11 protein-coding genes are annotated in these 16,315 nt (G+C 43.1%); 3 read left to right on the top strand and 8 right to left on the bottom strand.

Annotation, left to right across the window (positions count from 1 at the left end; translation table 11 throughout):
• Positions 1–92 precede the first annotated feature (92 nt).
• The 4 genes from KP803_RS10115 to moeA form a co-directional block, all read right to left on the bottom strand.
• Complete coding sequence (locus KP803_RS10115) at positions 93–590, bottom strand: hypothetical protein (protein WP_248008703.1); 498 nt, start codon at positions 588–590, stop codon at positions 93–95.
• Between the two features lie 5 nt (positions 591–595).
• Positions 596–2,707: an LruC domain-containing protein gene (locus tag KP803_RS10110; RefSeq protein ID WP_248008702.1), complete on the bottom strand. Its 2,112-nt coding sequence runs from the start codon at positions 2,705–2,707 to the stop codon at positions 596–598.
• A 260-nt stretch (positions 2,708–2,967) separates the two neighbouring features.
• On the bottom strand, positions 2,968–3,720 hold the full coding sequence (gene moeB / locus KP803_RS10105) for a molybdopterin-synthase adenylyltransferase MoeB (protein ID WP_248008701.1): 753 nt from the start codon (positions 3,718–3,720) through the stop codon (positions 2,968–2,970).
• Between the two features lie 9 nt (positions 3,721–3,729).
• A complete protein-coding gene (gene moeA / locus KP803_RS10100) occupies positions 3,730–4,965 on the bottom strand; it encodes a molybdopterin molybdotransferase MoeA (RefSeq protein WP_248008700.1) in 1,236 nt (411 codons plus the stop codon).
• Positions 4,966–5,116: 151 nt separating this feature from the next.
• Between moeA and folE the strand changes: the two genes are divergently transcribed.
• Together folE and dbpA are read left to right on the top strand one after the other, a co-directional pair.
• Positions 5,117–5,770: a GTP cyclohydrolase I FolE gene (gene folE, locus KP803_RS10095; protein ID WP_248008699.1), complete on the top strand. Its 654-nt coding sequence runs from the start codon at positions 5,117–5,119 to the stop codon at positions 5,768–5,770.
• Between the two features lie 134 nt (positions 5,771–5,904).
• Positions 5,905–7,284, top strand: coding sequence for an ATP-dependent RNA helicase DbpA (gene dbpA, locus KP803_RS10090; RefSeq protein WP_248008698.1), 1,380 nt, complete (start codon positions 5,905–5,907; stop codon positions 7,282–7,284).
• Between the two features lie 82 nt (positions 7,285–7,366).
• On the opposite strand, the gene msrB is transcribed toward dbpA, so the two are convergent.
• The 3 genes from msrB to KP803_RS10075 form a co-directional block, all read right to left on the bottom strand.
• Positions 7,367–8,515, bottom strand: coding sequence for a peptide-methionine (R)-S-oxide reductase MsrB (gene msrB, locus KP803_RS10085; RefSeq protein ID WP_248008697.1), 1,149 nt, complete (start codon positions 8,513–8,515; stop codon positions 7,367–7,369).
• Between the two features lie 140 nt (positions 8,516–8,655).
• The gene (locus tag KP803_RS10080; protein ID WP_248008696.1) at positions 8,656–10,404 is read right to left on the bottom strand and encodes a formate--tetrahydrofolate ligase; all 1,749 of its coding nucleotides are present in this window, start codon (positions 10,402–10,404) and stop codon (positions 8,656–8,658) included.
• A 221-nt stretch (positions 10,405–10,625) separates the two neighbouring features.
• Positions 10,626–11,294 carry a lysoplasmalogenase gene (locus tag KP803_RS10075; protein WP_248008695.1) on the bottom strand — a complete coding sequence of 223 codons (669 nt, stop codon included), beginning with the start codon at positions 11,292–11,294 and terminating at the stop codon, positions 10,626–10,628.
• Positions 11,295–11,666: 372 nt separating this feature from the next.
• Here KP803_RS10075 and KP803_RS10070 point away from each other — a divergent pair, with 372 nt between their 5' ends.
• The gene (locus KP803_RS10070) at positions 11,667–14,813 is read left to right on the top strand and encodes a chitinase C-terminal domain-containing protein (protein ID WP_248008694.1); all 3,147 of its coding nucleotides are present in this window, start codon (positions 11,667–11,669) and stop codon (positions 14,811–14,813) included.
• Between the two features lie 113 nt (positions 14,814–14,926).
• Here the strand turns inward: KP803_RS10070 and glgC are convergent, their stop codons facing one another.
• The gene (gene glgC, locus KP803_RS10065) at positions 14,927–16,144 is read right to left on the bottom strand and encodes a glucose-1-phosphate adenylyltransferase (RefSeq protein WP_248008693.1); all 1,218 of its coding nucleotides are present in this window, start codon (positions 16,142–16,144) and stop codon (positions 14,927–14,929) included.
• Positions 16,145–16,315 lie beyond the last annotated feature (171 nt).

Below are 16,315 nucleotides of genomic sequence, written 5' to 3'. Positions count from 1 at the left end.
TGGAACTCTTAGTTAACACTAAAGAAAAGTGTAACTAAGAGTTCATATCTAAACCAGTCAAATATACGTCTAATGTGATGCTAGGTTACAAGCTATAAAGTCCATTGGTTTTGACTTGCGGGAATGACGACTTGGATTGGGTCACTACCATCATAAAACCAGACTTCTGCGAGTACCATTGATTGTGAATCACTGATACAAAAATCAAGTGATGCAGTTCCATCGTCTAAAGTACTAGACGTTATTCGGCTATTAAAATTAGGTGTGTAACTCCCATCTTGATTTGTTGCGTAAGCACCATATATTGAGATATATGCTCTTTCCGTAGTATAGCTACTAATATCGACATCAAATTGATGTCCCATAACAGGGTTATAGCTGAACCCTTCAGGCACGTTAAGGTCAGACATAGTTCTTTGAGCAACCGTCGCGTTTTCAGGGGCATTGGAATCGTCCGTCGCTACTATTGTTGCTGAGGGCGAATCTACAGAACCAGAACCAGAACCAGAGCTTGAGTCAGAGCCACCGCCACCTCCGCCACATGCACAAAGAAATGATGTAATGATGAGTATTATCCATTTAGTATTCATTGTGTTTACTCCTGGGGTAGATAAAATTTGGTGTTGTTTGCATTTTCTTCGCTGTGCCAATCTTGTGATTGTTGCCCCGCAGATTCTGCGTAATCAGCGAAGTCTGGATAGGCGGAGAGTAATTCTACTTTTTCCTGTGGCCACTTCCATTCGCTTGAAATAAGCAGAGCCCAAGGTAGGTTAGCGTCCGTTTTGTAATAACGATTTACGGTCTCGTCGCTGCTGTCGACACCTCGACCAAATAACGAATCATCAAACTGTTCTGTAGGCGCTTGGTCAGCAACATGTACTTCCCATTTTCTTCCCGGTTGGAAGGTAACGCCTTCGCCGTGGTAGTAGTTAGGGGTAGCAAAGATGAAAGGGTCGTAAGGCATACCCATTAAGCTAGAGCTATCTGAACTCTCTTCTACAGTGATATCAAGTTCGAATGAAAAATTCAGAATTTCTTGACAGTTTTGTAGCGTTCTATAGAAGTTACATCCCTCTAATACCACATCAGACAAATCTTCCGAGATGATAAAAATAGCCTCATCTGAAATCGCTTCTAATCCGCTTGTTGGTTGTTGAGTTCCGTTGTGAGTCATTGTAGACAGATCCGTGTCAATATCGGTACGATTTAGCCCAGCTAAGCGGATTGCAAAACCGTTACGATATTCTGCACCATAGGCCGCAACATAACCCTGTATGACAGTACGCGATACTTTCCCATCTTGAAGTGTTTCTGTGACGCGGTAACGTACGACAACATCGTTCATGTCATAATCCGCTGTATATGGCCAGTTATCTTCAAAAGCGACTGTCGCGTAAGTTGATTCACTTGGGTAATGACGAATCGCAACACCATCTTTTGTGATTAATACAGGATGGTCTTCAACTTCGCCTTTTTGCGCTCCTCCAAAATAGTCAATTCCAGTCTGGTCACTAAAGCGGAAGCGACTCCATGTTGATCCCATCGTTACATCATTTGGCACTGAAAGAATCAGAGAATTACTTCCTTCTGAGAGAATGGTATCGGTAAATACCTGTTCACCTTGGTCAGTAAAATCGCCATCTTTATTCCAGTCTATCCAAGCTGAAAGGTAACCAGTCGTTGATGCTTGTACTGAGACAATTGAATTCATTCCAGCTTCAATGGCAGTAACAAAGCCGACGCCATCTTCATCTTGAAGGCCTGCTTTATTATCATCGAGTGGAGCGAGTAAACCATCACCTTCTCCATCGGGGGCAACAAACCCTAAGTAGTAGTCTGAACCTATCCCATGACGAGGACCGTTGTCATCTAGAAGAGTCGTGTAACTACTAGGTGCATCGCCGAAGTCTATGGTTGAATCTTCATCGATTACAGGGGCATTCGCACAACGAGCACCATCGTTTTGTCCTGAAGCGGGTCCGTACGCGAATATATCTGCTTCAATTATTTCATCGGTAATATTGTCAGGATCCGAAAGGTCGATGCGGAAAACATGACCGTCAGGATTACGAGATATGTAGTAATACCCATTAACATCAAAATACCCAGCACCAAAAGTGCCTGTTACTCCAACATTACCGACTAATGTTTCTCCTCCAACACTCGTATCGAACACATAAAGATCACCACTTGAATTATCAACTCCATAGAGCTTTCCATTTCCTGGATGAAAGGCGAAATCGGTTAGCGATACAGTTGCTATATCCGTTATTTTTACGAGAGGTAAGCTAGCCGTTGGATCGGCGTCTAGGGGAGATAGCTCTACCTTAAAAAGCCCATTTCCCTTTCTGTAGAGATACAAAACATGTTGATAAACATCACCAACATAAAAGGTATGTGTAGGCAAGCCAGTGACATTTAGAGTTTGTGATTGGAAGTCTTTACCCAGTCGGACGACTTCTTTATTAGTAGTGTCGTATCCATAAATATATCGGTCTTCATAATCGAAGCCAACCGCGTTAATGTTACCGTTAGTACCCGTATCAGCTTGTAAGAGGTTTGTTTCACCTGTTACTAAATTAACGCCATAAACTTGCACAGGTTTAGATTGAAATAGATAAGCTTTACTAGGGCAAGTATCAAAGGGTTCTGCCAATACAGCAGGAGATAGAAGGATAGTAATGAATAATAACGTTAGCCAACGCATAGTGTGCTCCTTTCGGTAAACATCTAAATTCTACTGTTACCTATTACAAGGAGCGTGCCACATTTAACCTGTTGTTTTTTAATGAATTAAAATTAAATTTTATAGGCGAGTGTGAAAATCTTCATATTGATTGTCAAAATAAAAAAACGACAATGTATCAATTTCTTATTTTGACTTAGGTCATTTGACTAAGATACCTAAAAAAGAGTGAGGAGAAGCTGAGCCGTCGACTCAGCTTTTTTAATAAACCAAAGAACAGATTATAATGAACAGGTAGGGCAGTTTGCTATTTTCATTAAGTTCATTTCTCGCCAGCTCATGGTTAGCGCATCCAAGATTAAGATCTTTCCTATTATTGGTTTACCATAGTTAGCGATAACTTTGATCGCCTCCATCGCTTGAACTGCGCCAATAATACCGACCACAGGTGCCATAACACCCGCTTCAACGCAAGACAGTGCGTTACTACCAAAAAGAGAACTTAAACATTGATAGCAAGGATCGCTCTCATTTTGATAAGTAAAGACGCTCACTTGGCCTTCCATGCGAATTGCAGCACCCGACACGAGTGGCGTTTTAGACTCAAAACAGAGTCGATTGAGCTGGTTGCGAGTGTCGACATTATCAGAAGCGTCTAAGACAAGTGTGTGGTCATCTATAAGCGCTTTAAGGTTTTCATCACTTAAGCGCTCATTAATTGTTTCAACGGTAAGGTGAGGGTTCAGCTTGGTAAGCGTTTCCTTTGCGGATGCCACTTTTTTTACACCAATATCGCTATCGGTGTGAAGCACTTGTCGTTGGAGATTAGAAAGTTCAACATGATCATCATCGATGAGCGTTAACTTCCCAATCCCCGCGGTTGCAAGATACTGGCTCGCCGCACAGCCTAAACCACCGGCGCCAAGAATTAGAATAGAGCTTTGCTTCAACGCTTCTTGTCCTTCAAAATCAAACTGCTTGAGAATGATTTGACGGTTGTAACGCAGCATTTCTGAGTCCGATAAAATATCCAATTCTTTTACCTAGTAAAGTGTTGAATTAAATAGTTGGATTTGAACAGTCTCGCCAATTTCCACACGACCCCGTTCTCGTTCTAAGACTACGAAACAATTCGATAGACTCATTGAACGGAAAGCGCCTGAACTTTGGTTTCCCGTCGTTTCAACGACGAACTTGCCATCTTCAAGGCTGTAAATTCCTCGTTGGTAATCTGTTCGTCCTGGTCCTTTTTTGAAGGCTGTCTTAGTGGTTGCAGGAATCGAAGGCTCTTCCTTCCACTGAGTGTGTCCACCAAGTTTCGCCAACATAGGTTGTACGAGTACATACATCGTCAGCATTGCTGAAACAGGGTTACCGGGTAATCCGCAGAACCAAGCGTTGTCTAACGCGCCAAATGCGAAGGGTTTGCCAGGTTTAATAGCAAGTTTCCAGAAACCTATTTCGCCGAGTTCTTCTAAAATATCTTTTGTATAGTCTGCTTCACCGACACTAACGCCACCGGAAGTAACAACCACGTCAGCCAGTGACTGAGCTTTCTCAAATGTTGATTTTAATGTTTCTTGGCAATCTGGAATAATACCTAGATCAATCGCTTCACAGCCAAAGTTTTCGATGAGCGGTTTAATGCCGTATCGATTACTATCGTAGATTTGGCCATCTTCAAGTGGTTCACCAAGCGGTTTAAGCTCGTCGCCCGTAGAAAAGAATGCGACTTTAGGCTTTCTAATCACAACGATATGGCTGATGCCCAGTGAGGCAATCATCGGGATATCTCTAGGTGTTAAACGCGCCCCTTTTTCAAGAACGATATCACCTTGACGAATATCGTCACCAAGAGGGCGAATATTATTCTGTGGAGCGATGTTTTCCTGACTAATAACGATGCCTTGCTGAGTTACTTCAGTATTCTCTTGCATGACAACAGCATCACAGCCCGTTGGGATTTTAGCGCCGGTCATGATACGAATACAGGTTTGCGCTGGCCAATCACCTTCGAAAGGAAGCCCCGCAAATGATTTACCTGCAAGCGGCAGTGTTTTAGTCTCGTTTAAATCTGCCAAACGTAGGGCGTAACCATCCATTGCAGAGTTATCAAAAGGGGGAACGAAAATTGGCGAAAGCACATTTTCAGCAAGAACGTAGCCTAGAGCATCAGCAAGAGGAAGTGTCAGCGTAGTTTGAATTGGTTTGATGCGAGAAAGCATCTTATCCATGGCATCTTCAAGAGGCATTAAGCCCGGTGCGTCACAGCAGCCCATCTAGTTATCCTATTATCTTCTTATTTGTTTTCAACTTTATCATAGAATTATCAGTACCTATAATGGCTAGAGACAATTTATGGGTAGTCATTATTTCTAATTACGGGTATTCTTGCTGCCATCCAAAAGGGGTAATTCAAGAGGAATGAGAATGTCAGATCTTAGCGAATCCGCAAAGTTAGTAAAAGATGCGCTAGAAAGCCGCGGGTTAGAAACGCCAATGCGTCCTAATCAGGTTAGTCGTGAAGATAAAAAAGAGAAGATAGAGCACCATATGCGTGAGATTTTATCGCTTCTCGAACTCGATTTGACAGATGACAGCCTCGAAGAGACGCCACATCGCATAGCAAAAATGTACGTTGATGAGGTTTTCTCAGGATTAGATTATGCCAACTTCCCAAAGATCACTGTCATTGAAAATAAAATGAATGTGAGTGAAATGGTGCGAGTAAAAGACATTACTGTGACCAGTACGTGTGAGCATCATCTTGTGACCATTGATGGTAAAGCCGCGGTTGCTTATATTCCTCGCGGTAGAATCATTGGACTCTCTAAGATCAATCGTATTGTTCGTTTCTTTGCTCAGCGCCCTCAGGTACAAGAGCGAATGACACAACAGATCCTAGTGGCACTTCAAACACTACTAGAGTCAGAAGACGTTGCTGTGACGATGGATGCGGTTCATTACTGTGTTAAGTCGCGCGGTGTGATGGATGCAACGAGCACAACGACAACCACAGCACTCGGCGGAATATTTAAATCTAATTCCGCAACGCGCCATGAATTTTTACATGGGTTGCGATAGTAACCAAAAAAAGATTCCAATACGCCTCTAAAATAGAGGCGTTTTACTTTAAGCCCAATTGAAAATTAAACGGGCAAAATTTCTATAAGTAGGCATAATACGCCTCCTAATTAAGAGCCTTGAAGGACATTACCGTGACAACAACTTCTTTTTCGACCCTGTCGTTAAAACCTGAACTACTGCAAACATTGGATTCTCTAGGTTATACCGAGATGACGCCGATTCAACAGCAGAGCTTACCGAGCGTTCTAGCAGGCAAAGATGTTATTGCTCAGGGTAAAACGGGCTCTGGTAAAACAGCGGCATTCTCGTTAGGTTTATTAAGTAACCTTAACGTTAAGCGTTTTCGTGTTCAGTCATTAGTACTGTGTCCAACACGAGAACTTGCCGATCAAGTAGCAAAAGAGATTCGTACTCTCGCTCGTGGTATTCATAATATCAAAGTACTAACCCTATGTGGTGGTATGCCAATGGGGCCTCAAATAGGTTCTCTAGAGCATGGTGCTCATATCTTGGTGGGCACTCCAGGACGAATCCTCGATCACATGTTACGTGACCGTATTTGCCTTGATGAACTAAACACGTTAGTGCTTGATGAAGCAGACCGCATGCTCGACATGGGCTTTGAAGATGCGCTTGATGCCATCATCGACCAAGCACCGAAGCAGCGTCAAACCTTGTTGTTCAGTGCGACTTTCCCGAAAGAGATTAAAACCGTTGCTGCTCGAATCATGGACAAGCCTGAGATGGTAAAAGTTGAGTCGACGCATCAAACATCAACGATCAAGCAACATTTCTATAAAGTTTCTTGCCAAGAAGATCGTGATGATACGCTTGAAACATTACTTCTCAATTACCAACCCGAATCTTCAGTTGTGTTCTGTAACACTAAGAAAGAAGTTCAAAACGTAACTGACGAGCTACAACATCGCGGATTTAGTGTGACAGAGTTGCACGGGGATATGGAGCAGCGCGAACGCGATCAGGCTCTAACCATGTTTGCTAACAAGAGTATATCTATTTTAGTTGCTACGGATGTCGCGGCTCGCGGACTTGATGTTGATAACCTAGATGCGGTATTTAACTTTGAGCTATCACGTGACCCAGAAGTACATGTTCACCGTATTGGTCGTACCGGACGAGCGGGTGAGAAAGGCAATGCCTTTAGCTTCTTTAGTGATAGAGAAATGCAACGTGTCGCTCTTATTGATGAGTACATGGATATCGAAATCAAGCCATCTGCAGTACCTGAAAGATGCAAGCAGGAGCCGATGGAAGCACCAATGACGACCATCCAAATCCTAGGTGGTAAGAAAATGAAACTTCGTCCTGGTGATATTCTTGGTGCCTTAACCAAGCAAGCCGGTATCGATGGTAAAAAAATCGGTAAGATTAACTCTCTAGCGATGGTGACCTATATCGCTGTCGAGAAGAGTGTTGCGAAAGTGGCTCTAAAGCAGATTCAAACAGGCAAGATTAAAGGACGTCAGTTTAAAGCACGTATCATGAAGTAAATGGTAAAATAGATAGAAAACAAGCCGACATGATCATATCAAGTCGGCTTTTATATTAATAAAGAATGGTGGTGTTCACAAACTAGCCATTAAATAAATACAAGTACTCTTCATAGCCTTCGGTGCTCATTTGTTCTACTGGAACAAATCGAAGTGCTGCAGAATTAATACAGTAGCGTAATCCTGTTGGTGCAGGTCCATCTTCAAACAAATGGCCTAAATGTGAGTCGGCAAATCGACTGCGAACCTCTGTACGTGAATAAATGAGCTTATTATCCGTGTGCTCAGAGATGTAGCCCTTATTGATAGGTTGGGTAAAGCTCGGCCAACCCGTTCCTGACTTATATTTATCAGTCGAAGAGAATAGGGGTTCACCGGTAACGATATCCACATAGATCCCCGCTTTTTTGTTATCCCAATACTTATTCTTAAACGGCCTTTCGGTGCCTTCCTCTTGAGTGACGTAATATTGAAGCTCTGTTAATTTCGCCTTAATCTGCTTATCACTTGGCTTGTCATAGGCCTTGATTGTTGCTAAACGTTCTTTATCGTCAATCATTGCTCTAAGCGTGACAGGCATATCGATGCGCTCTTCGTCGAAGATACGGTCTAGGTATTGATCTCTACCTGAATTATATCGGTAGTATTTGTAGCGAATTTTGTTCCGCTTGTAATAGTCCTGATGATAGTCTTCAGCAAGCCAGAAAGTATCGAAAGTGATGAGTTCAACTTTCAAAGGTGCTTTGAATACACCAAGATCATCAACCTGTTGTAAAAATGCCTCTGCAATCATTTTCTGTTCGTCATTATGATAAAAAATGGCAGGACGATAATGGGGGCCTCTATCAACAAATGATCCTTTGTCGTCAGTTGGGTCTATATGGCGTAACAGTTGATCGAGAACCTCTTCATAGCTAACCCGTGACGCATCATAAGTAACTGAAATAGCCTCTATGTGATTTGTCTTTCCTGATGAAACATCTTTGTAGGTAGGGTTTTCTAAACTTCCTCCAGAGTAACCCGACACGACATCAATGACGCCGTCTAATGCTTCTAAATCGGATTCTGTGCACCAAAAACAACCGCCAGCCAGTGTCGCAATTTCAATGTTTCCAGATTGATTGTTCTGTTCACCAGTCGCTTTAGTTGAAGATTCAACCGGTATCAGCGAAGAAACCACAAGTACACTCATTGCAGCGATAAAAATTGAAAAGAGAGAGCGTTTGCGCATATTGATTCCCCAAATTGTTTGTCTTTAAATTAGAACCGAAACGAATGGGAAAAATTTCAAAGTTTATGATTGGTGGTATAAATACAGAGTAAAAAAAAGCGAGGCAATTTGCCTCGCTTTTCTATTGTGAGCATATAAGGTTAGCTTAACCCTATGATATTTCCTTCGTCATCAAGATCAAGATTCATAAACGCTGGTTTATCTGGTAAACCTGGCATGGTCATAACATTGCCACATAGCGCATAGACAAAACCTGCACCCGCGCAAAGTTTAAGTTCACGAATAGGAACATCGAATCCGCTTGGAGCGCCTTTAATCGAACCGTCAGTTGAGATCGATAGGGGGGATTTAGCTAAACAAACCGCTAAATTGTCATAGCCGTCTTTCTTGAATTGGGCGAGCTGTTGAGTTGCTTTGTAGCTCATCGTTACGCCTTTCGCGCCATAGCCACACTCTGCGACTGCCATTAGTTTTTCTTCTAGAGCTTGCTCCATTTTGTACAATGGTTGAAACTCAACTTCGTTAGAACATTGTTTGATGACTTTTTGTGCGAGTGCAATAGTGCCTGCACCACCTTGTGAAAAGCCTTCACTTATCTCTACTTCAACATTGCTTGGAAGCGCTTCTACCATTTCTTTTAATTGTTGAAGCTCGTCATCCGAGTCTTGAGGGAAACGGTTGATCGCGACAACTGCTGGTACACCGTATTTATTAACGTTGTTAATGTGCCACTTTAAGTTTTTGAAACCTGCGGTCAATGCTTCTGAATCTGCGTCAAAAATAGTATCAGGGATAGCTTGACCTGGTTTTAGATCGTAGAGCCCAGAGTTCGCTTTTAATCCACGAAGCGTCGCGACGATAACCGCACAATCCGGCGCTTTTCCTGACGCTTGAGCTTTAATGTTACAGGCTTTTTCAAAGCCCATATCAGAACCAAAACCACCTTCAGTAACGGTAAAATCAGCGAGTTTATTTGCGATGTTATCGGCAATAATCGAAGAGTTACCATGGGCGATATTGGCAAAAGGGCCGGCGTGAATGAGAGTAGGGACGCCTTCCAGAGTCTGCATTAAGGTTGGTTCAATCGCGTCTTTCATGCTTACAGCCATTGCGCCAGCGACTTGCAGCTCTTCAGATGTGACAGGGTCACCATGAATGTTGTAAGCGACAACAATGCGACCAATTCTAGCGCGTAAATCTTTTAGATCAGTCGCCAAAGCTAAAATAGCCATGAGTTCAGAAGCTGCTGAGATGTCGAAACCGTCTTCGCGTTCAAAACCATTGATGGTTTTATTGGTTTCGTTTCTTCCTACCGTTACCATTCGTAAAGCGCGATCGTTATGATCAAGAACGCGTTTCCAAACTACATTCTTAGAATCAATTTTTAATGCAGTAAGCCCCGTACGCGCTTCGAAATTGGCATAGCCTTTACGCTGCTCATGATAAATACGAGCGTCAATAGCAGCGGAAGCGAGGTTATGGGCTGCAGTGACCGCATGGATATCTCCGGTCAAGTGAAGGTTTAACTCGTCCATCGGCGCAACTTGAGAATAGCCACCGCCAGCCGCTCCTCCTTTAACGCCGAAGACGGGGCCCATAGAAGGTTGACGAATACAGGCGACAACAGATTGGCCTATCTTCTTGAGGCCTTGAGACAGCCCGATTGTCGTTACGGTTTTGCCTTCACCTAGTGGGGTTGGTGTAATTGCCGTAACTAAAACGAGTTTCCCTGAACTGCTATCTGCCAAGCGTTTGACGCTAGATAGAGAAATCTTAGCTTTGAATTTACCTTGCGATTGGAATTCATCTTCAAGTAAGCCCATTGAAGTCGCAATGGAGGTAATTGATTGTAGTTTTGTCTCTCGACAAATTTCGATATCTGACAGCATAAAACCCTCGGAACAGGATGCAATAAAGTTAGGTAAACGTTTGCGTCAGGATGATAGCGTTAATAAATGCTTTGTAAAGGGCTAATTGACGCATTATTTGTAGGGTATTGTATCAGGAGCTGTCACAACATAAAAACAACGTGATCAATGAACGATAGAGTAATGATAAAAGGAGTGTCGCTATAAATTATAGTGGAAGGAATGTTGTATTTAGAAACGCGTTATATAAATGTGTACGCCGATAAGGCAATAAAAATTTGAGCGGTATAGTAGCTGATCATGACCACTTGACGCGTTAGGAATGATGGAGCTCTAAATCGGTCAACCGCAAGAACAAAATCGGAGAGTAAGAATAAAATGGAACCTGTGAAAGCGAATGCCGCCGATTGACTATAACCAGTACTTCTGTATTCAATCGCGCCCCAAGCCATCATTAGTATAGTGACAATATAGATAATGACCGGGAATTTTAGTTTTCCAAGGTGAGAACGAATGAAGCCGTAAACTAAAAGCCCAATAAAGCTAAGGACTATGATAGGCCAAATTGATCCAATAGAAACGACTTGGCTGAAAAAAGCGACAAAATAGAATAAATGAGCGATCAGAAAAAATTGCAACCCTGGCAGGAATTTATCACCTGGGTGCATCAGAAATATATCGCCGATGAGTGACATAGCTAAGCCAATTACGATCAACTGAGCATAGGGTAGAGTTGTCACTCCAGAAATTGCGAGTAGAGTGATCAACAATATAATTGGCATGGGTTTGGATATATAGAAAACCCAACGAAATCGAGTGTTGATCGACGAAACGTGCACTATTGCAAAGAGAACAATGAGAAACCACATAGCGACCAGCCCGATAAACACACACAAAAGAGAGCGATGCATGTTACCAGTTTTCTGACGGAAAATGTTTAAAAATTGACATAAAAAACACAGTAACTTGTTGAATGTACGTTTATTTGCCTATTTTTAAAAATAGGTGTTATTAGTTTGTGTTCTAGACGAAAATTTCGTAGTTGAAGATGATTGCGGTGAGTCCGATTATTATGGTCTCAAAAATTAGTTATTGGTGCAAAATTAGTGTCCATTAATTGCAGTGATGTACAGGTTTATTGCGAGTGATTGTACATGTTGACGATAAACCAAGCGCCATTTATTCAATTTATCCTAATGTTGTTTTGCGTATAAAAATTAGACAGCGAGCTGTGGTTTAAGCTGGTTTAGCGCATTTAAACAATTACTTAAGGATAGAGAGTTATGCGTAAAGCAAATATTGGGGTGCCAAAACGTGTCTTAACATTGAGCACTCTGGCGGCATCATGCTTGATGGCGACAAATAGTTATGCAGCAGTGGATTGTAGCCCATTGGCGGTTTGGGACTCTTCAACGGTTTATACCGGTGGAGATGAGGTTCAGCATGAAGGTAATGCCTATAAAGCAAACTATTGGACCCAAAATAACAACCCAGCAAACTTCGAAGGTGACTGGACTCAATGGAAATTGACCGACACTTGTACCACTGGAGGCGGTGGCACTAATGAAGCACCAACGGCGACTTTAACGTCACCAAAGGTAGGTGATGTCATTACTGAAGGTGATGTTGTTGTGTTATCAGCAAGCGCTGCCGATAGCGATGGCACTGTATCAAGAGTTGATTTCTTAGTAGGCGGTGTTGTTGTCGCGCAAACGACAAACTTGCCTTATAACGGTACTTGGACAGCAACGGTAGGAACACATCAATTCAGTGCAATTTCATATGATGACCAGGGTGTAGCAAGCGTAGAAAGCTCCGTTACTTTGGTTGTTGATTCAGGTGTACCTGGCAACACGCCACCAACTGCGTCATTATCATTATCTGCGTCCACCGTGGGTGTTGGCTCGGTAGTTACGCTAACTGCCCAAGCGGATGATACGGACGGTACGGTTGATAAAGTTGATTTCTATGTAGCAGGGACGTTAATCGGAACCGTGGCAAGTGCGCCATACACGCTTGAATACACTACGACCCAAGCGGGTACTTATTCGGTTTATGCAAAAGCCACTGATAACCAAGGTACAACGACGGATTCTGCTTCAACCGCGCTAAAAGTGAATGGTGTCGCAACCGTCAGTAACTGTCGTCCAGATGGTTTATACCAAACTGAAGGTGTGAATGTGCCTTACTGTTCGGTATACGATGAAGAAGGTCGCGAATTAATGGGTGCGGACCACCCACGTCGTGTGATCGGCTACTTCACAAGTTGGCGTGCAGGCGACGATCCGCAAGCGACTTACCTTGTAAAAGATATTCCATGGGAGCAATTAACTCATATTAACTACGCCTTTGTCAGTATTGGTGCAGATGGTAAAGCGAACATTGGCGATGTAAACGATCCTGAAAATGCGGCAGTGGGTAAGGAGTGGTCAGGGGTTGAAATTGATCCTGCGCTTGGCTTCAAAGGTCACTTTGGCGCATTAGCTACCGCTAAAGAGAAACATGGCGTTAAAACGCTGATATCAATCGGTGGTTGGGCTGAAACTGGTGGGCACTTTAGTGCAGATGGTAACCGAGTAGCTGATGGTGGATTCTACACCATGACAACCAATAGCGATGGGTCTATTAACCACCAAGGAATAGAAATATTTGCTACGTCTGCCGTCGAAATGATGAAAAAGTATAAGTTTGATGGCCTAGATATAGACTATGAGTATCCAACATCAATGGCGGGTGCGGGTAACCCGTATGATAAAGATTTTATGGAGCCACGACGTCAATACCTATGGGCTTCTTACCAAGTATTAATGAAGGTACTTCGTGAAAAAATAGACCAAGCGTCAGCATTCGATGGAAAGCACTACATGTTAACCATCGCAGCGCCATCGTCGGGTTACCTGCTACGAGGAATGGAAACGTTTGATGTTACTCAGTATCTAGATTACGTCAACATAATGTCTTACGACCTACACGGGGCTTGGAATGATCATGTTGGTCACAATGCTGCGTTATTTGATACTGGAAAAGACTCAGAGTTAGCGGCTTGGAATGTGTATGGCACCACAGCTTATGGAGGAATAGGTTACCTTAACACCGACTGGGCTTATCACTACTTCCGCGGATCTATGCCAGCAGGTCGTATCAATATTGGTGTACCTTATTATACGCGTGGTTGGCAAGGCGTCACAGGTGGCGAGAATGGTCTTTGGGGCCGTGCCGCACTTCCAAACCAATCTGAATGTCAGCCAGGTACAGGTGAGGGTGAGAAAAACAATTGTGGATACGGTGCTACCGGTATTGACAATATGTGGCACGACAAGGACCCACAAGGTAACGAAATGGGAGCTGGCTCTAACCCTATGTGGCACGCCAAGAACCTAGAGAAAGGTATTTGGGGGTCTTACTTGGCAGCGTATAGTCTTGATCCTGTGACTAACCCAATTGTAGGTAGTTATACGAGAAACTATGACAGCGTTGCTGTTGCACCTTGGTTATGGAACGCAGAGAAGAGCGTATTCTTATCGACTGAGGATAAAACTTCTATCAACGTTAAAGCGGATTACGTCATCGATAAAGAGATTGGTGGGATCATGTTCTGGGAGCTGGCGGGAGACTATAATTGCTATACGTTGGATGCTAATGGTAACCGTGTTGGTGTCGATGAGACAGAACAAGCTTGTGCTTCGGGCAACGGTGAATACCACATGGGTAATACCATGACCAAAACCATGTATGAGAAATTTAAGACAGCTACGCCTTATGGGAATAAGGTGGCGACGACTCCTCTTGCAACAGAAGTACTGGACATCGCAGTTTCTGTTGGTGGATTTAAAGTGGGTGATCAAAACTACCCGATTAATCCTAAAGTGACATTTACTAACAACACTGGCCAGACATTACCCGGTGGAACTGAATTTCAGTTTGATATTCCGGTGTCTGCTCCTGACAACGCAAAGGACCAATCGGGTGGCGGTTTGACGGTCATCTCTTCAGGTCATACACGCGCTAATAACATTGGTGGCTTAGATGGCCCAATGCATAGAGCATCGTTCTCGCTACCATCTTGGAAAGATCTACCAGACGGTGGTACGTACGAACTAGATATGGTGTATTACTTACCTATCTCGGGACCTTCCAACTACACTGTAACGGTGAACAACGTAGACTATGCGTTTAAATTCGAACAACCTGATCTACCGCTAGGCGATATTAGTAGCGGAGGTAATGGCGGCGGCACGGGTGGAGGAGACAACGGTGGTGGTTCGACTACGCCAGGAGCGGTTACACCTTGGGAGGCCGGCGTAACACGCGCAACTAATGGCGAAACCTACTCTCATGAGGGCAAGTGTTTTACCGCAAAAAACAACCCTGGAAGCTGGGAAACGCCGACACAATCCAATTGGTTCTGGGATGAGGTTGCTTGTCCTTAGCTAAGAAACCCACTTACGGTAAATTAGATCGTAGTGTGTAAACAAAAGAGCCTTAATCAAACAATTGAGGCTCTTTTTTATTTATCTCGAATATGAAATAGTAAATCTAATGTTTAGTCGAAACGATAACTTTCAGGAACGACCACAACGCCGCCATTTGAGATGTGGAACCTTTGTGCATCTTCGGCTTTATTAATACCTATCTGAGTATTCTCAGGGACAATAACGTGTTTATCGATAATACAATTGGTTAATTGGCAGCCACTCCCCACAATAACATAATCAAACAATATACTGTTTACAATGGTTGCGCTGTCATTAATTCGAACATTAGAAGATACGATCGAATGCTGTACAGAGCCTCCTGAGTTGATGACTCCGTTGGCTATGAGCGAATTAATAAAGATACCTTCATTTCCTGAAGCGGAAGAAACGGTTCTTGCCGGAGGATACTGAGCTTCATAGGTGCGAATCGGCCAATTGGGTTGATAAAGGTTCATTGGTGGTACAGGTTGAAGTAGATCCATGTTTGCTTGATAGAAAGAATCAATGGTTCCTACGTCTCTCCAGTAGCAGTCTTTTTCAACGCGTCCCTTATCACTACAAAACTGATACGCGAAAACTCGTTCTCGGTCGATAAGTTTTGGGATGATATCGTGTCCGAAATCATGACTAGAAGATTCGATGAAGGCGTCTTCTTCCAACACTTTTTGAAGGGTTTCTATTTCGAAGATGTATATTCCCATTGAGGCTAAACTTCGAGAAGGGTTGTTAGGCATAGAAGGGGGATCAGCGGGTTTTTCGATAAACGAGATTACTTGACCATGATTGTCGGTTTCCATGACTCCAAACTCATGAGCATCCTCTCTTGCCACATCCATGCAGGCAACGGTGAGCTTCGCACCCGTTTCTTTATGTTGTTTAAGCATAGCGGCGTAGTCCATACGATATACATGGTCACCAGAAAGTACGACGACGTAATCTGCATTGCTTCGAGATAAGAGCCATAAGTTGTGATAAATAGCGTCTGCAGTGCCTTCATACCACTTTCCACCTTTCCTCATTTGTGGCGGAACGACAGTGATATATTCACCTAATTCAGGGTTGAATATTGACCACCCATCTCTTAAATGCTTTTGTAACGAGTGGGATTTATATTGTGTTAGAACGAGGATTTGCCTAAGCCCTGAGTGAAGGCAATTGGTGAGTGTGAAGTCGATGATTCTATATTTTCCCCCAAATGGTACCGCGGGTTTTGCTCTATCATCTGTTAAGGGGCTAAGCCGAGACCCCATTCCTCCTGCCAAAATGACGGTTAACGCGTTTTGCATCTATATTCTCCAATGGATGTGCAATTGATTGTCCATCATATAGCGTAGTACATATTTTTAGTTGGGATAATATAGAAGGAAAATAGACAGTTAACGACTTATTACGCCGTAACTAAACAGCAAGGGAGGTATGTATCAATAGTCTAGGTAATCGATAATGTTTCAATAGTT

This window comes from Vibrio amylolyticus, assembly GCF_023145695.1.
Taxonomy (GTDB): domain Bacteria; phylum Pseudomonadota; class Gammaproteobacteria; order Enterobacterales; family Vibrionaceae; genus Vibrio; species Vibrio amylolyticus.
Note: the sequence above shows the minus strand (reverse complement) of the source record. Positions and strands in the feature narration are given on the sequence as shown.